Origin of the sequence: Streptomyces luteolifulvus, assembly GCF_008806595.1 — a bacterium.
GTDB classification, from domain to species: Bacteria; Actinomycetota; Actinomycetes; order Streptomycetales; family Streptomycetaceae; genus Streptomyces; species Streptomyces luteolifulvus.
This window is the reverse complement of sequence record NZ_VZRB01000005.1, coordinates 288,289-312,105: the sequence shown is the minus strand read 5'-3', so window position 1 is coordinate 312,105 and position 23,817 is coordinate 288,289. Positions and strand designations below refer to the sequence as shown.

The window sequence follows — 23,817 nt, the reverse complement described above, 5'->3', positions numbered from 1 at the left end:
CGGCTCACTCGGTGCCGCGCAGGGCGGTCCAGGTGCCGTGGTCCACGATGCCGTCGGTTTCCAGCCCCTTCGCGTTCTGGAAGCTGCGCACCGCGGACTCCGTCCCGGGACCGAACTCCCCGTCCGGGTCCGTGCTGCCCGCGTCGTAGCCGCGTTCCGTCAGGATGCACTGGAGTTGAAGCACGCGTCTGCCGCTGTCGCCCTGGCTTGTGCGTCCGTTGCCGGAGTAGTACGTGCAGTCGGAGATCCAGGGCGGGGCCGAGGGCCCGGTGGGCGAGCTGTCGTCGGTCGGGGGCGACTGGGCGGGGGTGCCGGTCTCGAGGACGGGAGGGGACGAGGCGCCTCGACGGCCGGAGTGGGCGTCGGCGGATCGGGAGACCTCGGGAGGTGAGAGGGCGCCGTCGGTGCTTGCGGCGCCGTCGGCGCTCTTGCCCGACAGGGTCGACGCATCCGAGGCCCCGGGCGCCGGCGACGGGGCCGCATCGCCCGGCACGGCGCGGCCGGTTGCAGGACGGGGGCCGGGGGAGGAGGCGGATGCGGGGGCGTGCTGACGGGTGAGCACGAAGACCCCGGCGGCCACCGCGCATAAGGTGACGCCCGTGGTGACGGCCAGCACCGGCTTTCTGCGGGACCGGCTCAACGACTCGGGGGGAAGCGCTGGTACGGCCCTCACCGGCTCGGGCGGAAGAGGTCGTACGGCCTTGGGCCTGTCGTCCGGCGGTCGTAAGCGAGCCGCCGGCGTGACGGGGAGGCGGCTCAGCATCTCGTAGGCCCGCTGCCTGGCCAGCACCCTGCCGCCGAGTGGCTCGGGCCAGCCGGACGCCGTGGCGCGGTCCGCGGCCGCGTCGATCAGGTCCTGCGGGGCGGGCCGCCGCTCCGGCTCCTTGGCCAGACAGGCGGACAGCAGTGAGCCGAGTTCCGTGTCCTTCGCCGAGATCCGGCCGATCAGCTCCGGATCCGGCTCCTCGAAGGCGACCCGGTGCATGACGTCGACCCCGGTGCCGTCGCCGAACGGAGCATGCCCGGTGGTCGCGTAGATGAGGGTCCCGGCCAGCGAGAACACGTCCGACGCGGGGTCGCACCGGCCCGTCCGCAGATGCTCCGGCGACATGTAGGCGGGCGTTCCGACGCGGTTGCCCGTGCCGGTGAGCGCGCTGGAGTCGACGGCCAGCGAAAGGCCGAAGTCGATCACATAGGTGCCCCGGACGGACAGCAGCACATTGGACGGCTTCAGATCCCGGTGCACGATCCCCGCGGCGGCGAGGTCGGCGAGCGCCCGGCCCAGATCTCCCACCAGCCGCCAGATCGCGACGGTCCCCAGGCCGCCGTCCTCGCGCACGGCATCGGCCAGATCCAGCCCCGGCAGGTACTCGGTGGCCATCCACAGGAGGTCGTCGTCGAAGCCGGTGCCGCGCAGTTCCGGCATGTGCCGTGTGCGGACCCGGGCGTGCACCGACGCCTCCCGCTCGAACCGGCGCCGGAAACCGGGGTCGTCCGCGTACTCGGGCCTGATCACCTTCACCGCGACCAGACCGGGGCCGGCGTCCGCGGGCCGTGCGAGATAGACGCGCCCCATGCCGCCGCTGCCGAGCAGCGCCAGCGGCACATAGGGGCCGATGCGGCCCGGGTCGCGGGGGCCCAGAGGTGCGGCACCGGTCTGCCGCAGAACGGCAGCCTCGTTTCTCGCCGGGTCCGGTGGCACCGGCCGCTGTTGTGTCACGGATCCCCCGAAGTGATTTTCTACGTACGCCAGTTCGCCACCAAGGGAAGACGAGGCTAACTCAGCCTCGGCGTGCGGTCACCGTTTCCCCCACTTCCGCCATGCGGTTCGCCCGGGTTGGCTTGTTCCCGCGCTTCGGCGCCCCCTCGGAACCGGCCCCGCGCGTCAGGCACGCCCGTGTGCCTCCTGCGAGCGCCGTGCCAGAGCGTCGATCATCACCGCGGCGAACAGCACCCCGCCCGTGATCATGAACTGGAGAGCGGCGGGGGTGTCCGTGATCGCCATGCCCGAGGCGATCGACTGGATGACCAGCATGCCGAGCACCGCGGACCATGTGGTGCCGCGTCCTCCGAACAGGCTGGTGCCCCCGATGACGGCCGCCGCGATGGCGTTCAGAAGCAGCACGCCCGAGCCCGAGTTCTGGCTCACCGAGGTGATGCGCGAGGCCAGGAACAGACCGCCGATCGCCGCCATGGTGCCCGAGACCGCGAGCACCGCGGTCTGCACCCGCGTCACACTGAGGCTGGCCCGGCGGGCCGCCTCCACACCGCCGCCGAGTGCGTAGACCTGCCGCCCGTAGTGGGTGCGCCGGAGCACGACGTCGAGGCCCGCCACCACGACCAGGAAGATCAGCAGGGCGAGCGGCAGACCCTGGAAACTGTTGAGCACATACGCCGTCGAGAACGCGATCACCGCCGCCACCGCCGTGCGCACCGCGATGCCCCGCAGCGAGCGGTGCGGCATCCCGACGGCCTTGCGGCGCCGCCGGTCCTGATGGGCCACGAGGAAGACCAAGGCCGTGGCGACGGCCGCCAGGCCGTAGGCGGCGGCGTCGTTGGTGAAGTAATGGCTCGTCAGCTTGGCCACGAGGCCGTTCTCGTCGAGGTTGATGGTGCCGCTGGTCCCGAGGATGTAGAGCATGATGCCGTTCCAGGTGAGCAGCCCCGCGAGAGTGATGACGAACGCCGGTACGCGGCTCTTGGCGAAGGAATAGCCCTGCACGGTTCCCGCCGCGGTACCCGCGAGCACGGCGACGACGAGGGCAAACCATTCCGGCATCCCGTTGTTCACGTTCAGAACGGCGAACACGGCCGCCGCGAGGCCGCTGATCGAGCCGACCGACAGGTCGAGCTCACCGAGCAGCAGCACGAAGACGATGCCGACCGCGATCAGGCCCGTGCCGACGATGTCCACGCTGAGATTGGACAGATTCCTGGGGGAGAGGAAGTTGTCGTTGAGGGACTGGAAGATGATCCAGACGGTGGCGAGGACGAGAACGACGGGGAGCCAGCCGAGTTCGCCCGCGCTCAGCTTGCGCCGGAAGACGACGACCCAGCCCTCCACGGCGTCGAGGACGGCCCGCCGCGGGTCCGACCGGTCGGCCTCGGCGGCGGGTTCGGTCCACGAGCCGTCCGCCGCCCCGCGCATCTCTTTCACCACCCTGCCTCCCGGTGGGCCGGCCGGCGCGGCACATTCTCGGTGGCGCCGGTGATGGAGGAGATGATCTGTTCCTGGGACGCGGTGTTCACGTCGAAGAAGCCGTTGTTGCGGCCGAGCCGCAGGACGGCGGCCCGGTCCGCGAGCGCTTTGACGTCGCCCATGTTGTGGCTGATGAGCAGCACGCCCAGACCGCGGTCGCGCAGCTCGTCGACGAGATCCAGGACCTCGGTGGTCTGCTCGAACCCCAGGGCCGCGGTCGGTTCGTCGAGGAGGAGGACCCGCGGCTCGCCGAGCAGGGAGCGGGCGATGGCGACCGTCTGCCGCTGGCCGCTGGACAGGGAGACGACGGGGCCGCGCAGATCGGGGATGCTCCGCGTCAGGCGTTCCAGCAGATGTCTGGTGCGGCGCTCCATCTCCACCTCGTCGAGGAACCCGTATCTGAGGATCTCCCGGCCGAGGAACACATTGCCGACGACGTCGAGGTTCCCGCACAGCGCCAGGTCCTGGTAGACGGTGGCGATACCGAGGTTCCGCGCGTCATGGGGGCGCCTGATGTGGACCGTGCGGCCCTCCCACTCGATGACGCCCCTCTCCGCGGGGGCCACCCCCGAGATCACCTTGACCAGGGTGGACTTGCCGGCCCCGTTGTCTCCCAGCAGAGCGACGACCTGACCGGCGTGGATCTCCAGCTCGATGTTCTTGAGGACCTCGACGACACCGAAGCGCTTGCACACCCCGCGCAGCGCCAGCAAGGGGGGAGCCGCCACGGCAACCATCTCCTTCCCGGGGACCGCAACCGGCCTGTCAGGTCAGCCCGGCCCTCTCGCAGGCGGCCCCGAGCCGCGGGATGCAGATCTGCTCGATCGTGTACACGCCGTCCTTCACCAAGGTGTCCTGGATGTTGTCGACGGTCACGGCCACGGGGGTGAGCATGACGGCCGGAACCGTTCTGCCGCTGTGGGTCTCCACCTTGTCCTTGGCGATACCGCCGAGGCCCTGGTTGCGGGCCGCGGCCACGGCCATCGCGGCGCCGGCCGCGGCCTCGGGGGCGAAGGGCTTGTAGACGGTCATGTACTGATCGCCGCCGACGATGCGCTGCAGGGCCCCCAGTTCGGCGTCCTGCCCGGTGACCGGGGGCAGCGGGCTGACCTTGTTCGCCTTGAGGGCGGCGATGCTGCCGGCGGCAAGGCCGTCGTTGGCGGCGTAGACCCCTTGGATGTTGTCGACGCCGAGGGCGGAGATGGCGCCGGTCATGTTCGTGTGCGCGGCCTCCGTCCGCCACTGGAGGGTGTCGTACGCCTTGCCGATCTTCACTCGGCCGTTGAGCACGGACAGCGCGCCCTCTTTGAACAACGCCGTGTTGGGGTCGCTGGGATCGCCGTTCATCATGACGATCTGCCGGCCCGCCGCCCCCTGTCCCATGGCCTTCAGCAGTGCCCTGCCCTGGAGCCTGCCGACCTCCTCGCCGTCGAAGGAGGCGTAACCCGAGATCGGGCCTTCGGAGAGACGGTCGTAGGAGATGACCGGAATGCCGGCCTGATCGGCCTTCCTGACCGCGGCGGCGAGCGATCTGCCGTCCACGGGCACCAGCAGGATGGCATCGACACCCTTGGTGATCATCGAATCCACCTGCTCCTGCTGAATGGCCACGTCGTTCTTCGCGTTGGCGTTCTCGATCGTGCAGTCGGGGCAGAGTTCCTTGATCTTCTGCTGGAGCAGAGGTCTGTCCTGTGTCTCCCAGCGAGCCGTCGTGGCATCCGGCAGCAGCACGCCGATCTTCGGAGAGCTCCCCCCGGCGGAGTCGTTTCCGGCGTCCGACCCGCAGGCCGCGAGAGCGACGGCCGTCGAGACCGCGGCCGTGGCGACGGCCGCGTCCCGTATGCAGGCCTTCATGGAAGAGCCTCCTGTCCTTCACCTCGCGGGGCGAGGGGGCGCTCACGGTGACGAAACGGCACGCTTCCATCGCGGCGTCAACGGTTCGTGCCACGTGGCCACGCCGGCACCCGGGACCCGGCGGACACCGGCCCCTGAGCTCATACGCGGCTGTGGTGGTCGCGGGGCATCGCCGCCCGCCCCGGCGGGGTGGGACCTCGGTCCGACCGGCCCGGCACCGGCGGCTCTGTCATGCAACGGGCCGCCCGGAAGTGGCAGGACGACGACCACGTCGTCAGTGTGACACCGGCTGCGCCGATCTGCGAACGAAAGGGTCCCCGCCGTCCCGCCCGGCACGGCCAGTGGATCTGTCGGGTTGACCCGTGTATGCGATTCTGGTGTGTGAGTGCCCCTATCTCAACCTGTCGGTACCTGCGGCATGGACGGGAGGTAGGTAGCGGACATGCCTCACGACGGCCGTGCCCGGGCCGAGGTCCCGGAACTTCGGGCGCCCGGCGCCGACGCGGCAGGCACCGGTTCACCGCCTCCACTGCCGGAGGCGACCGCCGGCGACCGGGCCCTGACGTTCGCCGGAGCGGCGCTGGCAGCGGTCTATGTGCCCGTTGCCGGGAACGAGGAGCTCCGGCTGGCGGAATCCTCCGGCTGCGCCCCCGCGGGGTTCGGGCTGCCGGAGCGTCTGCCGCTGTCCGGTGCCTCGGCCGCGGCGCACGCCCTGCGCACCGACCGGCCCCTGTGGCTGGACTCCGCGGCACTCGCCTCCTACGCCGACGGCGGACCGACGCCGCGGGCGGACGCCTCGCTCGGCGCGCTCCCCCTCGGGGCGGAGGGCGGCCGGCTGGGCTGCCTCGTCGTCGTGGGAACCTCCGCGGACGGCTTCGAGGCCGGGCAACGGCGCTTCCTGGAACGGTACGCCGACGCGGTCGCCGGAATGTTGCGGGGCGGGACCGCTCCTGCCGCGCCGGCCTCCCTGCTCGGTGCCGCCCTGCGGAGCATGAACGTCGGCTCCTTCGTCCTGGAGCCGGACACCGGTCTTATCCAGGCGGACGAGACGCTGCTCGAACTGGTCGGCATCGCCCCGGACGAGTTCGACGGCAAGGCGGACAGCCTGCTCGCGCACACCCTCCCGGAGGACATGCACGCGCTGATGTCGGTCCTGGAGCCGTCCACCCAGGCGTCCGTCCGACGCGAGCTGGAGTTCCGGGTCCGCACTCCCACGGGGGAGATGCGCTGGCTGAGCCTGAGCTGCCAGGTGCTGGAACGCACCGACGACCGGCCGGAACAGGTACGGGGGCTGGTGACCGCGACCTCGGTGCTGCGCTGGGGCGCCGACGACGTCTCCAGGATCCAGTGGCTGACCGCCGCACTCGACGACGCCACGACCGTCCGTGACGTCAGCCGGGTGGTGGTCACCGCGCTGCGTGAGCCGCTGGGCGCCGACCGCGTGGCCCTCGCCGAGCTGCAGGACGACCGGCTCATGGTCACCGTGCTCGATCCGCCGCAGCCCGCCGCCTGGCCGGAGGTGTGGCGTTCCGAGTGGCGTTCGGAATGGCCCGACGCCCCGGTCAGCGCCCTGCCCACCCTTCAGCTGGCCCTGCGGGACGGGCGGATGGACCTGTGGCCCGCCGGCTCGGCCCTGGAATCCGGACTGGCGGGCATCGGCACCGGAGGCCTTGCCGTCCTGCCGCTCCCCGCCAAGGGCCGGGTCGCCGGTGTGTGCCTGGTCGGCTGGGACGAGCCGCACACGTTCGCGCCCGAGGAGCGGTCCCTGCTGACGGCCACCGCCGCACTTGTGGGGGAAGCCCTCAAGCGGGCGCACGCGCACGACGCCGAGCAGGAACTCGCGACGATGCTGCAGCGGAGTCTGCTGCCCCGGCGGCTGCCCCAACTGCCGGGCGGGACGGCCGTCGCCCGCTATCTGCCGGCCAGGCGGGGGCTGCAGGTGGGCGGGGACTGGTACGACGTCATCGCCCTCTCCGAGGACCGGGTGGCGCTGGTCATCGGTGACGTTCAGGGGCACAGCGCCGCAGCCGCCACGATCATGGGCCAGATGCGTACCGCGGTCCGGGCCTACGCGGTCGAGGGCCACCCGCCCGACGTGGTCGTGTCCCACGCCAACCGGCTCCTCGTGGGCATGGAGACCGACCTGTTCGCCACCTGCTGCTACGCCGAACTGGACATGGAGGAGGGCAACGTCCTGTTCGTCCGGGCCGGGCACCTCGCACCGCTGGTACGGCACCCCGACGGCCGTACCGAGGAAGTGGAGGTCGAGGGCGGGCCGCCGCTCGGCATCCTCGCGGAGGCGGAGTTCCCGATGACCGCCCTCGCCCTGGCCCCCGGCACGGTGCTCGCCCTGGTCACCGATGGTCTGGTCGAGGCCGCCGACCTGCCCCTGGACGACGGGATGGAGCGGACCCGCCTGGCGCTCGACGCGGCCGATCCCTCGGACCCGGGACGGATGGCCGACGCGCTCCTCGGTGAGATCGGCCGGCGGGAGGACGACGTGGCGCTGCTGCTGCTGCGCTACGACGGCATGAAGACCCGTCCGATACGCGCCGGTTGGGAGGTGTGGCGGCTGCCCGACGCCGTCATGCACGCCCGCCGTTTCACCGCGCGCACCCTGCGCCGTTGGAAGGTCGAGGACGTGGCCGACGCGGTGCTGCTGGTCGTGTCCGAACTGGTCACCAACGCCCTGGTGCACACCCAGGGTCCGGTGCGCGTCGACCTGATGCTCCGCGGGGACCGGGTCCGTGTCTCCGTGGGCGACACCTCGCCGCGCGCCCCCGCCAAGCCGGTGATCGTGGACTGGGAGTCGACCGGGGGCCGTGGTCTGCTGCTGGTCGAGGCGATGTCCGACTCCTTCGGATCGGTGCCGGTGGCCGGCGGCAAGCAGGTGTGGAGCGAGATCGTCGTCCCGCCGCGCGAGCCGGCCGCCGTCGGCACGGGGGCGGCGGCCGGAACGGACCGAGCGGGGCTGCCATGAGGACCCAGAGGCCCCCGAGGGCGCGGGGACGATACGTCGTCGCGGCGCTCGTCGCGGGGCTCATGACGACGTCCCTGGCCGCCTGCGGAGGAGACGACCACGTCGGCACGGACAGCTTCTCCGTGGGCCTGCTGCTCCCGAGCCGGGCGGTCCCCCGCTGGGAGCACTCCGACAAGCCGCTGATCGAGAAGGGGATCAAGGAGCGGTGTCCCGACTGCACCATGGAGTACGCCAACGCCGAGAACGACGCGGCACGGCAGCGGCAGCAGATCACCTCCATGATCACCAAAGGGGTGAGCGTCCTCATCCTCGACGCCGCCGACACCAGGGCTCTGCGCTCCTCGGTCCAGGAGGCGCGGCGGGAGGGTGTCCCGGTCGTCGCCTACGACCGGCTCGCCGAGGGCCCGGTCTCGGGCTACGTCAGCTTCGACGGCGGGGAGGTCGGCAGACTGCAGGGCGAGGCGCTCCTGAACGCCCTGGGCAACGACGCGGACCGCAAGGACGTCGTCATGATGAACGGCGATCCGACCAGCCCCAACGCGGCCTGGTACCGCAAGGGCTCGCTGTCCGTCATCGCCGGCAACGTGAAGATCGGCAGGGCGTACGACACCCTGGGCTGGAGCACGGACAACGCCCACGCCAACATGTCCGCCGCCATTGCCGCCCTGGGCCCGGACCGGATCGGCGGCGTCCTGGCGGCCAACGACTCGATCGCCGCCGGCGTCATCGCGGCCCTCAAGAGCGCGGGTGTCCGGAAGCTTCCTCCCGTCACCGGCCAGGACGCCGATCTCGACGCCGTGCGGCGCATCATCAAGGGCGAGCAGCTCATGACCGTGTACAAGCCGTTCGCCGCGGAAGCCGCCGCGGTCGCCGAGATGGCCGTCGCCCTGGGGCGCGGGGAGAGCCTCGACGGCATCGCCACGACGACGACCGACAGCGCCACCACCAAGGACATCCCCTCCGTCCTGCTCATCCCGAAGGCGGTGAGCGTCGCGAACATCGAGCAGACACTCGTCGAGGACGGCGTGTACACCGTCGATCAGCTCTGCCCACCGGATCTGCAGCCTGCCTGCGACACGGCCGGTCTCACCGACTGACCGGGACCCGAGGCCGGTGTCCCGGCAGCCACTCGGCGAGCGCGTCGATCAGGCGGTCCAGGGCGGGTTCGCCGGCGGAGCGGTCGGTGACGACCGTACGGCCGTCGAAGCGCAGGGTGTACTGGAACATGTCGGCCGCACCCATGTCCCTCGTGACGTCGGGGACGTCGGCCAGCGCCGGATCTGCGAGCAGCGTGCGCAGCTCATCGAACCGGGCCGCACTGGCGCGGCGCACGACGGATTCCCCCTTGTCACTGGTGCGGACGGAGCCGTCACCCCGGAGGGTCACCTGCTGGTGGACGCCTGCGAGGCCGCCGCTGACGGTCATCGTCACGAGCTTCTGTTCCGGCCCGGTGGCGGGTGCCGGCGACGAGCCGACGGGGGCCGACGGGGACAGGGAGGGGGACCGCGGGGGCGTGGGCGAGGCGGAGGACGCCGTCACAGAACTGACCGCCGTACCGGCCGTATCCGCCGGCTCCCCCGGACTCCCGCCGGACCCGGAGGCGCAGCCGGCCAGCCCCGTCACACCGGCCGCGAACACCATCGCCGCCGAAGCGGCCGTACCCCTGCTCAGCACGCTGCCCCCGCCCGTCGATCGCCTCAACTGAAGGGTGAGTATCACGGAATCGCATGTTCCGCACGGCGCTGCCTACGATGGATGGGACAGTCGATCTCGGGACCTTCGTCGAAGGAGGGCCGTGATGACAGGCGACGGTGAGCTCAGACTGCATCTGCGGCGCATCCTGCGCGCGCCCCGCCCGGTCGTGTTCGGCGCGCTGACCGAACCGCACGAACTCACCAAGTGGTGGGGGCCCGACGGGTTCGTCATCCCGGGTGTGGAGAGCGACCTGCGCCCCGGCGGTCGCTATCGCATCGCGATGCAGCCTCCCGAAGGCGCTCTGTTCCATCTCGTGGGCGAGTTCATCGACATCGACCCACCGGAGCGCCTCTCCTACACCTTCCGCTGGGAGGAACCCGACCCCGAGGACCGGGAGACCGTGGTGACCCTGACCCTGCGCGACATCGACGGCATCTCGTCCGAACTGCTCCTGGACCAGGGTGAGTTCGCCACGGACCGGCGCCTGGCACTCCATGACGAGGGCTGGACCCAGAGCCTCGACAAGCTGGAGAAGCTCCTGTCCTGAGGGCGGCACCGAGACGCCCGGCCGACGCGGGCTCAGGCCTGGTAGGCCACAAGGGCCATCATCCCCGCCTCGCCGTGGTAGGCGTTGTGGCAGTGCAGCATCCACTGGCCGGGGTTGTCCGCGTCGAAGACCACGGACACCTTCCGCTTGGGCAGCACGATGGTGGTGTCCTTGCGGGGGCCGCCGCTGCCGAGCTGGTAGGTGTGGCCGTGCAGATGCATCGGGTGCCACATGCCGGTGGGGTTGACGAAGTCGAGGCGGACCCGCTCGCCCTCCCCGACCAGCAGCGCGTTCGCGGTCGGACGGGCCATGTCGAACCGCCTGCGGTTGATGCTCCATTCGTAGGTGCCCATCCTGCCGGTCAGCTCTACGCGGTGGACCCTGTCGGCCTTCCTCGCCTCCAGCCGTACGTCGTCGGCCGCCCGCAGCTGCGCGGCGGTCACGATCATGCCGTCGAGTTCCCTCGGCCGTACGGTCGCCCGAGGCGCGCGGCCCGAGCCGGTGCGCACGAGCGCCAGGCCGCTCGCGCCCTTGCCCTCGGCGTGGGCGACGAGCGGGAAGACGCCGTCGCCGAGGGTGACCAGGACGTCGTACCGCTCACCCATACCGATCAGCAGCGCGTCGACCTGCCGGTGCTCGACGGGGAAGCCGTCGGTGTGCGTGATGGTCATCCTGTGGTCGCCGAGTGCCACCCGGTAGGCGGTGTCGCCGCCCGCATTGATGATCCGCAGGCGGACGCGGCTGCCCGGTCTGCCGGTGTAGACGTGCGGGGCGTCCGGCACTCTCCCGTTGACCAGGTGGTACGGGTACTTCACGTCTCCCCCGTCACCGCCGAGCCGGTCGCTCCTCGCGTCCATGAGCGTGAACTGCATCGCCATGCCGTGACCGGGGGAGGCCCCGGAGGACGAGGACGGCGAAGCCGCCGTCCTGCCCGGGCCGGCGCCGCTCGTGGTCATTCCGCCCATGCCGTGACTGAGTTCGGCGAAGGCCTGGTCGGGCGTGCCGGTCACTCCGTCCAGCCAGTCGTCGAGGACGACGACCCACTCGTCGTCGTACGACAGCGGCTCCCTGGGGTCCTCCACGATCAGCGGGGCGCACAGGGCACGGTCGAGCTGGACGCCGACATGCGGGTGGAAGAAGTACGTGCCGGGCGCGTCGGCGATGAACCGGTAGGTGAAGTCGGACCCCGGCCGCACCGGGGACTGGGTGACCGGCGGCACCCCGTCCATGTCGCTGCGCAGCGCGATGCCGTGCCAGTGGAGGGAGGTGGTGGCTCCGCCGGGCAGCCGGTTGGACAGCCTCGCGGCGAGGGTGTCGCCGACCGAGATCCGGATCTCCTGGTCGGCGGGCCGGCTCCCGAAGGCCCAGGACCTGGCCAGGGTGCCGCCGCCCAGGTCGAGGGTGCGGGCGGCGGCGGTCAGCCTGACGTGGTGCACCCTGCCCGTGCTGCCGCGCTTCCGCTCGGTGCGGGCGACGCTGGAACCGGACGGGCTGAGCAGGGACGGGCTGCCGGAGATGCCGTCGGCGCAGGCGGCGAGCAAGCCGGTGCCAGTCGCGCCCAGTCCGGCGAGCAGCACGGAGCGACGGTTGATGCTGTTCACGAAGCAGGTCCTCTTCTCGATACGCGATGGGCGTTTATACGAATGCCTCAGACGTGACCGAAAGCTGCCTGCGTTACGCCGACGGGATGGCCGGGCGGATGAGAATTGCCGTACAGGTGGTGCAACCGTATGGCCTCCCCGGATGTCACCCCTTGTGACATCACTGTCCCCTTCACATGCACAGGAAAAATCGGGGGATGCCATGCACCACCATCCGCGCCGTACGGCCGTAGCCGCAGCCGTCCTTCTCACCGCTGCCGCGGGCGCCGCGATTCCCGCCTCAGCCGCCACCCCGTCCGGGACATCCGGGCAGGCACCCAGCACCGCGCTGATCGTCAACGCCCGATGGGGCGGACACTGCTCCTTCGACCGTCTTGTCATCGACGTCCGGGGCACCATGCCCCCCGTCACCGTGCAGCGGGTCAAGGAACTGCGTTACGACGGCTCCGGGAAGAAGGTCCCGCTCGCCGGGAAGCACTTCCTGGAGATCAAGTTCTCTCCCGCCGCAGCACACAACCAAGCAGGCAAGCCGGTCTACAAGGGACCCCGGCTGCTGAAGATCTATCTGCCCCAGCTCAAGGGCATCGCCCTGACCGGGGACTTCGAGGGCGTGGTCACCTTCGGAGCCGCGTTCCGGAACAAGCCCGTCTACAACACCTTCAAGTTGCACAGCCCCGAGCGCTTCGTCCTCGACGTCAAGCACGCCAACCGCTGCGGCTGACCGCGACGGCACAGCACCGTACGCAACCCACCGGACGACGAGTCGGCCCGCTGTACAGCCGACCGGTCGTCCCTGGGGCGGGAAGGCACTCGAGGAGGTAGAACGGACTACGTCACTCGGGAAGGCAGGGAACACATGCCCGCCAGGAACCTCTCCGCCAACCGCGCCGCCCTCGGCCACCGCGTCGGTTACGCCCTGCGCCACCCCGACCGGGTGCCGCGCCATCTGGCCCGGGCGGCCCGGGACATGTGGCTGCGCCGCCGTCACCCGGACCACGTCTCCTACTACCGTGCCGTGATGCGCTCCGACACCCGCGCCGACCCGGACGCCGCGGTCGGCAGCCACAGCCGGGAGCGCTGGCTGGCGCTGGGCGCGATGCAGTTCGACTACCTGCTCGCCCACGGGCTGCGTCCCGAGCACCGCATGCTGGAGATAGGGTGCGGCAACCTGCGGGCGGGCTGGCGGTTCATCCGGTACCTGGAGCCCGGGCACTACCACGGCATCGACATCTCACCCGACATCCTCATCGCCGCACAGGACACCGTCGTGGAGATGGGCCTTCAGCAGCGGCTTCCCACCCTGACCCCGGTGCGTGACCTGACCTTGCGGTTCCTGCCCGACGCCCACTTCGACGTGGTCCACGCCCACAGCGTCTTCTCCCACTCGCCGCTCCCCGTCATAGAGGAATGCCTGGCCCATGTGGGGCGGGTGCTCGCACCGGACGGCTGGTTCGACTTCACCTTCGACCGCACCGAGGGCGAGGAGCACCAGGTCCTGAGGGAGGACTTCTACTACCGCACCGAGACTTTGGTGGCGCTGGCCGCGAAGCACGGTCTGCGGGCCCGTTTCATGGACGACTGGGAGAAACTCCCGCACGGTCAGTCCAAGATCCGTGTCACCCAAGGGTGATCCGTGTCACCCATGGATGACCCCTGTCACCGCATGGATGACCTGCCGCCCCGCCTCCGGGACCGTCCGCCGGTCACGGACGGTCCCGAAGATGCAGCACCGGCTGTCCCGGTCCGGTCCGTCAGAGGATGGTGCGCGTGAGCCACCGGTGCAGGGTGGCGTGCACCGCGTCCGGGAGTTCGCTCAGGCGGTCGATGGCCTCACGGTCGCCCGGCATGGGAGCGATGCCCGCAGTCGTCAGCGCGGCGTTGAGTTCCAGACGGTGCACGTCACGGGGGTCGAGAGCGAGATTCAGGCGCTGCGCGGGGTGGGGCGGCGGCAGCAGGAAGCCGTCGTTCGCCCAGGCGGGCCGGGGGTCGGGCATCGTGGTGGAGTGGGTCATGAACAGACTCCTCTCGTACGGGTTGTGTGAGGGGACTCGGCGGTGCGGGCCACCGGTTCCGCACGTACGGAGGGACCACCCATATGCAGCAGCCGGAACCGGGAGGCCCCGGCCGCATCTCCTCGTCACCCATGTCGACGCACAATGGGCCTTTATAGTGAAAGGGATTTTCCCTCTCGGAGTGGTTGATGTCCCGTATGCGCCCGGCGGACGACGGCGACGAGCTGCTGACCAGACTGGGGTCGCTGACGGCCCAGGCGCGGGAGCGCGCAGAGCTGCAGCGCTCTCAGGTCGAGCTCGCCATCGCCCTGCAGCGGGGCATGCTTCCCTCCGACATGCCGACCGCCCCCGGATTCCATCTGGCCTTCCAGTACGCGCCGGCCTGCCACGGCCTCAACGTGGGCGGCGACTGGTACGACGCCTTCATGATGCCGGACGGCCGCATCGGGCTGTCCATCGGTGATGTCCAGGGCCACAACATCGAGGCGGCCGCGTTCATGGGACAGGTCCGCGTCGGACTGCGCGCGCTGGCCTCCGTGACGAGCGAGCCGGGCGAACTCCTCGCCCGGACCAACGACCTCCTCCTGTCGCTCGGCAGTGACCTCTTCGCCACCTGCACTTTTATGCGGCTCGACCCGTCGAACGGGGTGCTGGAGAGCGCTCGGGCAGGACACATACCCTGCGTCTGGGCCACGGCGGACGGAAAGTCGGGCATCGCCGAGGACGAAGTGGGACCACCGCTCGGTGTCGAACCGGGCCTGGAGTACCCGGTGACCCGCTACCGCCTCACCACCGGCGGGGTGTTCGTCCTGCTCACCGACGGTGTGGTGGAGGGGCCCCTCATGAATCTGGACGAGGGGCTCGACCAGGTGGTGCGGCTCGCCGGGATAGCCGCAGTCGCGGGCATGAAGCCGGCCTCGCTGGCCGCCGCCGTGATCAAGGGCGCGGAGCGCGTGGGGCACGAGGACGACGCGGCCGTACTGGTCGTCGGCTACGACGAGCCCGACGTCCAGCCGTAGAACGACGAGGCCGAGGCTCAGCCGTAGAACGACGAGGCCGAGGCTCAGCCGGGACCGACGAGCCCGGGGTTCGGCTGTAGAACGGTGCGCCAGGCCTCTCGCCTGGCCGATGCGGCGGTGTCGGTGTCTGATGGCTGCTGTGGTGGGTACCGAGGATCTGCGGCGGACGGCGGTCTACACCCTCCAGACCCTGGCTGTCGCCGGCTGCTACTACGCGGCCGGGCGGCTGGGACTGCTGCGGCAGCTCGTGGTCGAGGGCGCCGTTTTCACGCCCATCTGGCCACCCACCGGCGTCGCGCTCACCAGTCTGCTGATCCTCGGGTTGCGCTGCTGGCCCGGCATCTCCCTCGGTGTCCTCCTCGTCATCCTGTCCATCACCACCGACCTCCAGCCCTCCGTGATCGGCACCGTGGCGGGCAACACCGCGGCTCCCGTCTTCGCGTACCTCATGCTGCGCAAGGTCGGCTTCCGTACCGACCTCAGCCGACTGCGCGACGGAGCCGCACTCGTGTTCCTGGGGGCTCTGCTCGCCATGCTCATCAGCGCGACCGTCGGTGTCGGCCTGCTCGTCGTCACGGACGAACTCGCCGCGGACAGCTTCTGGCCCGTCTGGCTGGCGTGGTGGGTGGGTGACGTGATGGGGGTCCTGATCGTCACCCCGGTCCTGCTCCTGCTGTACGGGGCGCGCCGGCCCCTGCCCCTGACCCGCTGGAGGGAGGCCGGGGCGCTGTTCGTCACGGCCTGCGTCGTCGTGCCCTTGGCCACGTACAGCACGGTCAGCCTGCTGTTCCTCGTCTATCCCCTGCTGATCTTTGCGGCTCTGCGCTTCCAGCTCGTGGGCAGCATGCTGTGCGCGCTCCTCGCCTCCGTCATGGCCACCGTCGCGGCGACGGACGGGGCCGGCCCGTTCGACGGGCTGAACCGTGTGGAGGTGATGATCAAGCTCCAGGCCTTCAACGGGACCATGGCCCTGACCGCCCTTCTGCTGTCCGCGGTGATCATCGAGCAGCGCAATACCCGGCGCTCGGTGGAGCAGGCGTGCATGGAGCTGGTCGAGGTGCTGGGACATCTCACGGCGGGCGACACACGCCAGAGCAGGCCGCCGCCCCCCGGAGACTGAGGCCGGCCCGGCCAGGGCCCGGTGCGGCGAGTGGGGTCCCCCTGCTCGAAGAGCTTGGGGGAAGCGTGCAGGGCGTCACGTGCTCGGTTCGGAGGACGTGAGCGTCGCCTCTGTCGCGAGGTAGGCCTCCAGGGCCGTCGGGGGCATGGGGCGGCAGTAGTAGAAGCCCTGGCCCAGCGGACAGCCGAGAGCGCGGAGCCGGTCCGCCTGTTCCGGGGTCTCGATGCCCTCCGCGACGACGTCGAGGCCGAGCGCGTATCCGAGGTTGAGGATGGCCTCGATCAGGCCGGCGTCCACCTCGGCGGAGCCCCCGAGCGCGAAGCTCTGGTCGATCTTGACGATGTCCACCGGGAGGTCGCGCAGATGGGCCAGCGAGGAGTAGCCGGTGCCGAAGTCGTCGATGGAGATGCGCACGCCCAGGTCACGCAGGGTGCGGATGCGGTCGGCCGCGCTCTCGGCATCGGCGACGAGGATGCTCTCGGTGATCTCCAGGACGAGCGAGGTGGCGGGGAAGCCGGTCTCCTCAAGGATCTGCCGTACGGTCCCGGGGAACCGGTGGTCCATGAGCTGCCGGCCGGAGATGTTGACGGCGACGCTGAGGTCCCCGAGCCGGGGATGGACCTCGTGCCAGCGCCGTCCCTGGCGGCAAGCCTCGCGCAGTGCCCAGGCCCCGATGGGAATGATCAGGCCCGTCTTCTCCGCGACGGGGACGAACAGCTCCGGCGGCCGCTCCGCGTGCCCCTGCTGCTGCCAGCGCAACAGGGCCTCGACGCCGATGACCTCGGCGGTGGTCAGGTCGACGATCGGCTGGTAGTGCAGCGCGAGTTCATTGCGGGTGATGGCGTACCGCAGGTCCTGGGCGATACGGGAGTGATCCCTCTGCGCCAGGCTCATGGCGGACTCGAACAGAACCGAACGATTGCGGCCCCGGTCCTTGGCCACATACAGGGCGATGTCCGCGTCGCGCAGCACCTCGTTGACGGTGGCCGCTTCGGTGATCTCGACGACGCCGATGCTGGCGGTGACGAACACGCTGCGATGGCCGGACAGCACGAACGGATCCCTGAACCGCTCCAGAAACCGTTGGGCGTACCTGTCCGCGGGCATGCCCTCCAGGTCCTGCGTCAGGACGGCGAACTCGTCCCCGCCCATGCGGGCGACGGTGTCGCTCCGCCGTGCCGCGCCGAGGAGCCGGTGCCCGGCGGTGATGAGGAGTTCGTCCCCGACGGGATGACCGAGGCTGTCGTTGATGTCCTTGAAGTGATCCAGGTCGATCACCAGCAGCGCGGTCTCCCCGCTCCCCGTATCACGGCCGAGGGCGTGTTCCAGCCGCTCGGAGAACAGCGCCCGGTTGGCGAGACCGGTCAGCGCGTCGTGGAACGCCTGGTGGGCGAGCTGCCGCTGCAGCGACGCCTGCGCGCGCAGGGCGTCCTCCGCGGCGCGGGCGCGCGCCTCGGCCTCGTCCGCCTGGGCCTCGGCGAACCGGGCGAGCAGCCAGATGCGCAGCACCAGCAGCAGCGTCAGGGCAGCGACGATGGCGGAGATGACGACGGCCTGCGCGGGCTGGTCGTGGACGCTGTCGACCGCGATCACGAGCAGCGGCCCCATCAGGGCCAGCAGGATCAGCACCGCCATGCGGGAGCGCGGAAGCCGCTTCTGGCTGCGTGGCTCCAGCCGTGTCGTCGCGGTCATGGACGGGTGCAGGGCCGCCGCGCTCAGGAAAGCGTACGAGGCGGCCCACAGGACGTCCGACAGATCCGCGGCGACCGGAGAGCCGGTGGCGGCCAGCGTCGAGTAGTACAGGGCGTCCGCGGCGAGCGTGGCGGCCACCCAGAGCGTGAACAGCGCGAGCGAGGCGGAGCGCACCCCCGTGCTGAGCAGCAGGCGCGCGGCCATGCACAGCAGCACCAGGTCGGCCAGCGGATAGGCCAGCGACACCGCGAGCGGGAGTGCGGACAGATGGCTGCGCAGATAGGGCATGACGACGAACACCCAGGTCAGCGTGGACGCTCCCAGAGTGATGATCCCGGCGTCCAGCAGCGGTGCCCAGCGCATACCGCCCGCCGAGAGCCTTCCTAGAGCGGCCAGGCCCACGGCGAAGACGCAGTACCCGGTCAGATAGAGCACGTCGGCGGCGGACGGGAAGGGCACCATCGTTCCCGCGACCTGGTAGGAGCCGAAGATCCAGTCTCCCGCGGCGAACAGGGCGACCCCGACGGCGAACAGGTACCAGGGCCCGGCCGGGCGTGGACGGTTCCAGCGGATGCCCGCCAGGATGGCGAGAACCGCAGCCGCCGACAGCATCGGGGAGAACAGATTGCGGACCGGGGCGGTGAGGAGGAGGTAGGCGACGCCTTCCAGCGCACCGGCGACCAGAAACCACCACCACGCGTTCCTGCGGACGACTCCTCCGACGCCTCGTGCCTCCTCCATGTGTCCTCCCGGGCACGGCACGGGCCGGGGACGAAGCGTCCGCGACACGACGCGCTGTCAGGTCGTGGTTCGGGCGGCCCGGTTCAGCGCTTGCTCCTTCCAGCGAAGAACGGCCCAGGGAAGATCGCAACCCGGCTGCCGTGCGGCACACGGGCAACAGGCGCCCCGGCACCGCACCCGAAGGCGATCCCTTCGGACAAGACAGTGATGCGACCTTTGGCCGGGCTCCTCACTTGTTCGATCGAGCGCGGCGCCATGGCCGATCCTCACTGTCAGTTGTCGAAGTAGCGGCCGTCGCCGAGATCGTCGATGAGTCCGGGGTGGGTCGGCCGCCAGCCCAGCAGCTCGCAGGTCAGGGTGCTCGACGCCGGCATGTCGCGTCCGAGAAGGCCGGCCAGGAAGCCGAAGTGGGCGCCGGCGTCCTCGGCAGGGACAGGGGTCACCGGCACCTTCAGCCGGCGGCCGATGACGTCGGCGATCGCGCGGATGGGCACGCCCTCTTCGGCGACGCCGTGCAGCACGGACCCCGCCGGGGTCTTCTCCACCGCCAGACGGAACAGCCGCGCGGCATCGAGCCGGTGCACCGCGGTCCAGCGAGGGGACCCGTCGCCGAGGTAGCCGGAGACGCCCCTCCGGCGGGCGATGTCGACGAGTTGTCCGACGAGGCCGCATTTGCGGTCGTCGTGGACCGCCGGCGCGAGCCGCACGACGGACGAGCGCACGCCGCGCTCCGCGAGAGCGAGCGCTGCCCGCGCGCCGATGTTCCGGGGGCTCGGCGAGGCGAAGGACGCGTCCTGCTCACTTCCCACAGGTCCGCCGGAGGCGATGACCAGCGGCCGACCCGAGCCGTCAAGGGCCTCGCCGAAGGCCTCGACGGCCCGCAGTTCGGCGTGCGCCGCGGCCTCGTGCTGTGTGAAGTCGTGGTCGAACGCCAGGTGGACAACTCCTTCGGACTCGGCGGCACCGGCCCGCAGGCTGCTCAGGTCCTCCAGCGTGCCGCGGCGCACCTGTGCGCCGGCGGCGGTCAGAGCGGCCGCCGAAGCGTCCGAGCGGGCCAGTCCGACGACCTGGTGTCCGGCGGCGATGAGCTCGGGCACGAGAGCGGAACCGATGAACCCGGACGCGCCGGTGACGAACACACGCATGACGGAGCACTCCTTGGACGGAAGGGATCGAATACCGGCCCGTGGGGCCCTGGAACGGCGCCCGGCCGGCGAACCCACTCTGCGGCGGCTGCGCACGCCGGGTCCAATGAATGTTCCGCAAGGAGCGATGCACTCGGTGTATCGCTCCTTGCCGCGTCGGTTGCCCGGGCAGTGTCAGGTCGTGCCGGGGCTACGCTGGACCGGTGCCCGACTCTCCTCCGCCTCCCGCAGCCTTCGACCTGCGGTTGGTGTGGTGCTTCACCGTCGTGGCCGAGCACCGGCATTTCGGCCGGGCGGCCGTTGCCCTGCACACCACCCAGCCGTCACTGAGCCGGCAGATCCACCGCCTCGAACGGCAACTGGGCGCCCGCCTGTTCGAGCGCACGCCCCAGGGCAACCACCTCACGGAGGCCGGCGAGGTCTTCCTGCCGCTCGCCACGGAACTGCTGCGCGCCGCCGACCAGGCCGCGGGGCGCACCCGGGCCGCGGCCCGGCCCGGCCGGATCACTGTCGGCTACACGGCAGGCATCATCGTCACTCCGGTCGTGCGCGAACTGCGCCACCGGCACCCGGATGAGGAGGTACGAACCCTGCATCTGGCCTGGGACGAGCCGCGCCCGGCGCTGCTCGACCACCGTGTCGACGCCGTGGTCGCCCGACTGCCGTTCCCGGCGGACGGCCTGGAGGTGACGGCCCTCTACGACGAGCCGCGCGTGCTGGTGGTGTCGCGCGATCACCGGCTGGCCGGCAAGGAATCGGTCACCCTCGACGACATCGCCGACGAACCCCTGCCCAGGGTGCGGGGCGCCGACCCGCTCCTGAGCGACTTCTGGCGCATCGACCCGCGGCCCGACGGACGCCCGGCCCCTGAGGGCCCGCTGATCGACGCCGTGGAGGACAAGTTCGAACTCATCGCCGCCGGCCAGGCCGTGGCCATCACCGCCGAGGTCCACACCCACACCCTGCGCCCCGACCTCACCACGGTCCCCCTTGACGGCGTCGAGCCCAGCCAAGTCGCCCTGGCGACCCGCGCCCACGACCCCAACATCCTCGTGACAGCCTTCCGGACGTACGCCCGAGCCCACCTCGCGGGGTGACCGCACCGGCGACTCCACCGTCAGGAGGACGCGGACCGCCGGGCCAGGAGTTTGCCGCATTCCCACAGGGCGAGGAGGACCAGCGCGGACAACAGCGCCCAGCCGAACTGCCGCAGGTTGATCTCCGTCGTGCCGAGGATGCGGCGGAAGGCGTCCATCTGGGTCACCAGCACCGCGAGCACGATCTGTCCCAGCGCCACCCAGTTCATCTGCTTGCTGTCGAACGTCGCCGGTGTCAGCACCGAGTCCGTCTCACTGCGGCACTCGAACGCGGCCACCACCAGACAGAGCGCGAACGCCGTGAACGCTGTCGAGTTGCCGATGGCGGCGCTGCCGTACCACGACTCACCCAGTTTGATCAGGCCGAGCAGGATGACCGTGATGGCCAGCCCGGCCAGTCCGACCGTCACCAGCACGGGCCGTGTGAGCACCGACTCCCCGCGCGGACGCGGGCGGCGTTGCATGAGTCCGGCGCTCTCGCGGTCGAAGCCGAGCGCGAAGCCGAACGAGGCGTTGACGACGAAGTGGATCCACAGGACCTGCGGGGGAGTGAAGGGTTCGCCGGCCGCGATGTTGAACAAGGTGGCGCCGAGGAAGGTCAGCACGAAGTTGACGAGCAGGAGGAGCACGAACCGGATGTACTTGGTGAGGTTGTCGTAGATCTTCCGGCCCTGTTCGACGGCATAGACGATCGTGGCGAAGTTGTCGTCGGAGAGGATCATGCGCCCGGCGTTCTTCGCCACATCGGTGCCACTGCCCATGGCGATGCCGATGTCGGCGGCCTTGATGGCCGGCGCGTCGTTGACGCCGTCGCCGGTCATCGCCACCACATGGCCCTGCTTCTTGAGCAGGTCGGCCAGCAGCACCTTGTGCTCCGGCGCGACCCGCCCGACGACGCCGATGTCGCGCGTGCTGGTGGCGGACAGCATCTCGGAGAAGGCCACCTGGTAGTCGTCCCAGCGGCGGCGTTCGCGGACGTCGGCCGCCGAGAACTTCCAGTTCTTCTCCGGCAGGTCGATCCGCTTCATGAAGCGGATGCGCTGCTCCTCCTTGGAGAGGTTCAGGAAGACCTTCACGATCCTGAATCCGTTGTCGGTCAGGTAGCGCTCCCAGTTGTTGATCTCCCGGTAGCGGCGGTCCCAGATCGTCTCCGTCCGTACGCTGTCCGGCAGTCTCTGCCGGTCGAGGGCCTCGGAATGGACCCGTACGACGAGGACCTCCTCGTAGTGCGAGCGGTTGAAGATCGCGATGTCCCCGCGTGCGGGCAGCCGTTGGGCGTAACGCCACAGGTAGTCGTGGTCGAGTTCCTCGGCGGAGGGCACTTTGAAGCTGCTGACCTTCACCCCTTGCGGGTTCACCCCGCTCATCACATGACGGATCGTCCCGTCCTTGCCGCCCGCGTCGAGGGCCTGGAGGCAGAGCAGCACGCCGTAGGTGTCCTGGGCGGCCAGTCGTTCCTGGTACTCGGCGAGCAGTTCCACGCCGACGCCGAGCAGCGCGGCGCTGTCCTTCTTCTTGAGGTTGGCCTTGTAACGGGGGCTGAAGTCCCTGCCCAGGTCCACAGCGGAGCCCGGCTTCACGCGCAGCGGCTCGATGAGTCGTGCGATGCGTTCGGCCCTGCTGGGTGCCATGGCCAACCCTTCTCTCCGGTCACGGTGGCGCCGAGGAGGCGTGGCGGGCGGCGGCGTCGAGCACCGCCCGGGCCCGGCGCTCGACCAGAATCGGGACGAAAGCCCGTACTCTCGCCTGCCGAAACGCGTCGTGGGCTTCCCCGACCGTCGCTTCGACGGTCGCCGCGTCCACCGAGTCGTAGGCGGCGACGAGGCGACTCACCACGTCGCGGACGGCGTCGTGTTCGTCCCGTCGGCCCGGTGGGTCGTCGTCGGCGGTGTTCACTGTGTCTGGGGCTTGGCCCGTGTGCATGCCTGTCCACCTCCAGACCTCGAAACCCCGGAGCAGCTCGTCGCGCGAGAGCGAGTGCGCCAAGCACATTCTCCGACCGACTGTTCAAGATCGCTTCCGGGACGGTCCGGGTCGGTCGGGCACTCCCCGGCCGCACCCCGTGCCGTCACCAGCCGCGCGCCGCCTCGAGCAGATGGTCGCGGACCAGTGGCACGTGCGGGTTGCCCGAGGAGCCGGGGCGCTGGACCAGGAAGGCCGTGTTGATGGGCGGGTCGTCCGGCTCGTGCAGGAGGACCAGCTCGCCCGAGGCCAGCTCGACGGTGCACAGATAGCGGGGGAGCACCGTGAAACCCGCGCCTCCGACGACCGCGGCCTTGACCGCGTTCAGGTCGGGCATGGTGACCGCGGGATGGCAGGTCAGCCGCTTGCCGAAGACATGACGCCAGTAGCGGCGGAGTATGGGCAGGTCCTCGGCGTAGGCGACCAGGGGAACGCCGTGCAGTGCGGCGGGCCCGTCGGTCGCGATCCGTGCCGGGCCGCCCAACCGCTCCGCCCGGACGGGGTCCGTGACCAGCACGAACTCCTCGTCTCCCAGAGGTACGGAGGCCAGGGTGCGGCCGCGCGGCCGGAAGGTCGCGATCACCAGGTCGTGGCGGCCGGCGCGCAGGTCGTCCAGGAGCGGTTCGGTCAGGCCGGGGGTGACCCGCAGCCGTACGCCCCTGTCCACCAGGGGCGCGATACCGGGCAGGACGGAGCGTGTGAGCAGTTCGGCCGGGCCGGCGAGATGCACCGGCTCCGCCGGGTGGTCCTCGGCGGGTCCGCCCGGTCCCGTCACGGTGGCGAGCGCGTCCAGGGGCTGTACGATCCGCGCGGCGAGTTCGTCCGCGTAGGGCGCGGGATCGACGCCGCGCGCCAGGCGCTGGAACAGCTCCCGGTCCAGCTGCCGCTCCAGAGCGCGGATCTGCGTCGTGACGGTGGGCTGGGACAGACCGAGCACCCGGGCGGCGGCCGTGAAGGAGCCGGTGCGGTACACGGCCAGGAAGGTGCGCAGCAGGTTCAGGTCCAGCGCTGCCGCACCGCCACCGGCCCGGATCTCCGACCCCTCCCTCAAGACATTGGCATCCGTATTTCTCATATGCGCAAGCCTATTGGATTCCAATGGCTGCCCGGGCTTACGGTCGACCGGAAACCGTCCGCAGGGCCCGGCCGCGGG

21 protein-coding genes and 1 pseudogene are annotated in these 23,817 nt (G+C 70.7%); 9 read left to right on the top strand and 13 right to left on the bottom strand.

The annotated features are described in order from the left end of the window. Nucleotides 1-4: 4 nt before the first annotated feature. The 4 genes from F7R91_RS10235 to F7R91_RS10220 form a co-directional block, all read right to left on the bottom strand. A complete protein-coding gene (locus tag F7R91_RS10235; RefSeq protein WP_150946771.1) occupies nt 5-1,720 on the bottom strand; it encodes a serine/threonine-protein kinase in 1,716 nt (571 codons plus the stop codon). Nucleotides 1,721-1,885: 165 nt separating this feature from the next. Then, nucleotides 1,886-3,148, bottom strand: coding sequence for a sugar ABC transporter permease (locus F7R91_RS10230; protein WP_150946894.1), 1,263 nt, complete (start codon nt 3,146-3,148; stop codon nt 1,886-1,888). A gap of 5 nt (nt 3,149-3,153) precedes the next feature. Further along, complete coding sequence (locus tag F7R91_RS10225; protein WP_150946769.1) at nt 3,154-3,936, bottom strand: ATP-binding cassette domain-containing protein; 783 nt, start codon at nt 3,934-3,936, stop codon at nt 3,154-3,156. 28 nt (nt 3,937-3,964) lie between these two features. Further along, the gene (locus F7R91_RS10220) at nt 3,965-5,053 is read right to left on the bottom strand and encodes a sugar ABC transporter substrate-binding protein (protein ID WP_150946767.1); all 1,089 of its coding nucleotides are present in this window, start codon (nt 5,051-5,053) and stop codon (nt 3,965-3,967) included. 442 nt (nt 5,054-5,495) lie between these two features. On the opposite strand from F7R91_RS10220, the gene F7R91_RS10215 reads away from it, so the two are divergent. Next, on the top strand, nt 5,496-8,033 hold the full coding sequence (locus F7R91_RS10215; RefSeq protein WP_150946765.1) for a SpoIIE family protein phosphatase: 2,538 nt from the start codon (nt 5,496-5,498) through the stop codon (nt 8,031-8,033). Next, the gene (locus F7R91_RS10210; protein ID WP_150946763.1) at nt 8,030-9,130 is read left to right on the top strand and encodes a sugar ABC transporter substrate-binding protein; all 1,101 of its coding nucleotides are present in this window, start codon (nt 8,030-8,032) and stop codon (nt 9,128-9,130) included. The genes F7R91_RS10215 and F7R91_RS10210 overlap by 4 nt, the downstream gene beginning before the upstream one ends. Here the strand turns inward: F7R91_RS10210 and F7R91_RS42605 are convergent. Then, complete coding sequence (locus tag F7R91_RS42605; RefSeq protein ID WP_225320591.1) at nt 9,120-9,458, bottom strand: hypothetical protein; 339 nt, start codon at nt 9,456-9,458, stop codon at nt 9,120-9,122. The genes F7R91_RS10210 and F7R91_RS42605 overlap by 11 nt on opposite strands. Nucleotides 9,459-9,546: 88 nt before the next feature. Between F7R91_RS42605 and F7R91_RS42600 the strand changes: the two genes are divergently transcribed. Further along, nucleotides 9,547-9,738 carry a hypothetical protein gene (locus tag F7R91_RS42600; protein ID WP_225320590.1) on the top strand — a complete coding sequence of 64 codons (192 nt, stop codon included), beginning with the start codon at nt 9,547-9,549 and terminating at the stop codon, nt 9,736-9,738. A gap of 93 nt (nt 9,739-9,831) precedes the next feature. After that, a complete protein-coding gene (locus tag F7R91_RS10200; RefSeq protein WP_202425728.1) occupies nt 9,832-10,275 on the top strand; it encodes an SRPBCC family protein in 444 nt (147 codons plus the stop codon). A gap of 32 nt (nt 10,276-10,307) precedes the next feature. Here F7R91_RS10200 and F7R91_RS10195 read toward each other — a convergent pair whose 3' ends face one another. After that, nucleotides 10,308-11,876, bottom strand: coding sequence for a multicopper oxidase family protein (locus tag F7R91_RS10195; protein ID WP_150946759.1), 1,569 nt, complete (start codon nt 11,874-11,876; stop codon nt 10,308-10,310). 202 nt (nt 11,877-12,078) lie between these two features. Here F7R91_RS10195 and F7R91_RS10190 point away from each other — a divergent pair, with 202 nt between their 5' ends. Both F7R91_RS10190 and F7R91_RS10185 read left to right on the top strand, forming a co-directional pair. Then, on the top strand, nt 12,079-12,597 hold the full coding sequence (locus F7R91_RS10190) for an AMIN-like domain-containing (lipo)protein (RefSeq protein WP_150946758.1): 519 nt from the start codon (nt 12,079-12,081) through the stop codon (nt 12,595-12,597). A gap of 135 nt (nt 12,598-12,732) precedes the next feature. Further along, nucleotides 12,733-13,506 (top strand): class I SAM-dependent methyltransferase, encoded by a 774-nt coding sequence (locus F7R91_RS10185; RefSeq protein ID WP_150946756.1) that lies wholly within the window; start codon nt 12,733-12,735, stop codon nt 13,504-13,506. 121 nt (nt 13,507-13,627) lie between these two features. Here F7R91_RS10185 and F7R91_RS10180 read toward each other — a convergent pair whose 3' ends face one another. Continuing rightward, nucleotides 13,628-13,888 (bottom strand): hypothetical protein, encoded by a 261-nt coding sequence (locus F7R91_RS10180; RefSeq protein ID WP_150946754.1) that lies wholly within the window; start codon nt 13,886-13,888, stop codon nt 13,628-13,630. Nucleotides 13,889-14,076: 188 nt separating this feature from the next. Between F7R91_RS10180 and F7R91_RS10175 the strand changes: the two genes are divergently transcribed. Beyond that, the gene (locus F7R91_RS10175; RefSeq protein WP_150946752.1) at nt 14,077-14,907 is read left to right on the top strand and encodes a PP2C family protein-serine/threonine phosphatase; all 831 of its coding nucleotides are present in this window, start codon (nt 14,077-14,079) and stop codon (nt 14,905-14,907) included. 130 nt (nt 14,908-15,037) lie between these two features. After that, nucleotides 15,038-16,027, top strand: coding sequence for an MASE1 domain-containing protein (locus F7R91_RS10170; protein WP_191971422.1), 990 nt, complete (start codon nt 15,038-15,040; stop codon nt 16,025-16,027). Between the two features lie 75 nt (nt 16,028-16,102). Here F7R91_RS10170 and F7R91_RS10165 read toward each other — a convergent pair whose 3' ends face one another. After that, nucleotides 16,103-18,460, bottom strand: a complete 2,358-nt coding sequence (locus tag F7R91_RS10165; protein ID WP_150946750.1) for a putative bifunctional diguanylate cyclase/phosphodiesterase — start codon at nt 18,458-18,460, stop codon at nt 16,103-16,105. 272 nt (nt 18,461-18,732) lie between these two features. Continuing rightward, entirely contained in the window at nt 18,733-19,605 is an 873-nt protein-coding gene (locus tag F7R91_RS10160) for an SDR family oxidoreductase (RefSeq protein WP_150946749.1), read from the bottom strand. A 203-nt stretch (nt 19,606-19,808) separates the two neighbouring features. On the opposite strand from F7R91_RS10160, the gene F7R91_RS10155 reads away from it, so the two are divergent. Further along, entirely contained in the window at nt 19,809-20,702 is an 894-nt protein-coding gene (locus tag F7R91_RS10155; protein ID WP_225320589.1) for a LysR family transcriptional regulator, read from the top strand. A gap of 20 nt (nt 20,703-20,722) precedes the next feature. Here the strand turns inward: F7R91_RS10155 and F7R91_RS43680 are convergent, their stop codons facing one another. The 4 genes and pseudogenes from F7R91_RS43680 to F7R91_RS10140 all read right to left on the bottom strand — a co-directional run bounded on the left by F7R91_RS43680 (nt 20,723) and on the right by F7R91_RS10140 (nt 23,739). Further along, the gene (locus F7R91_RS43680) at nt 20,723-21,628 is read right to left on the bottom strand and encodes an HAD-IC family P-type ATPase (RefSeq protein WP_269144744.1); all 906 of its coding nucleotides are present in this window, start codon (nt 21,626-21,628) and stop codon (nt 20,723-20,725) included. Beyond that, a pseudogene (locus F7R91_RS43675) lies at nt 21,617-22,333 on the bottom strand (PPK2 family polyphosphate kinase); the annotation flags it as partial. The pseudogene F7R91_RS43675 and the gene F7R91_RS43680, both read right to left, overlap by 12 nt. Before the next feature lie 19 nt (nt 22,334-22,352). After that, a complete protein-coding gene (locus F7R91_RS10145; protein WP_150946743.1) occupies nt 22,353-22,625 on the bottom strand; it encodes a three-helix bundle dimerization domain-containing protein in 273 nt (90 codons plus the stop codon). Between the two features lie 145 nt (nt 22,626-22,770). Next, nucleotides 22,771-23,739 carry a LysR family transcriptional regulator gene (locus F7R91_RS10140; RefSeq protein ID WP_150946741.1) on the bottom strand — a complete coding sequence of 323 codons (969 nt, stop codon included), beginning with the start codon at nt 23,737-23,739 and terminating at the stop codon, nt 22,771-22,773. Nucleotides 23,740-23,817: the final 78 nt, after the last annotated feature.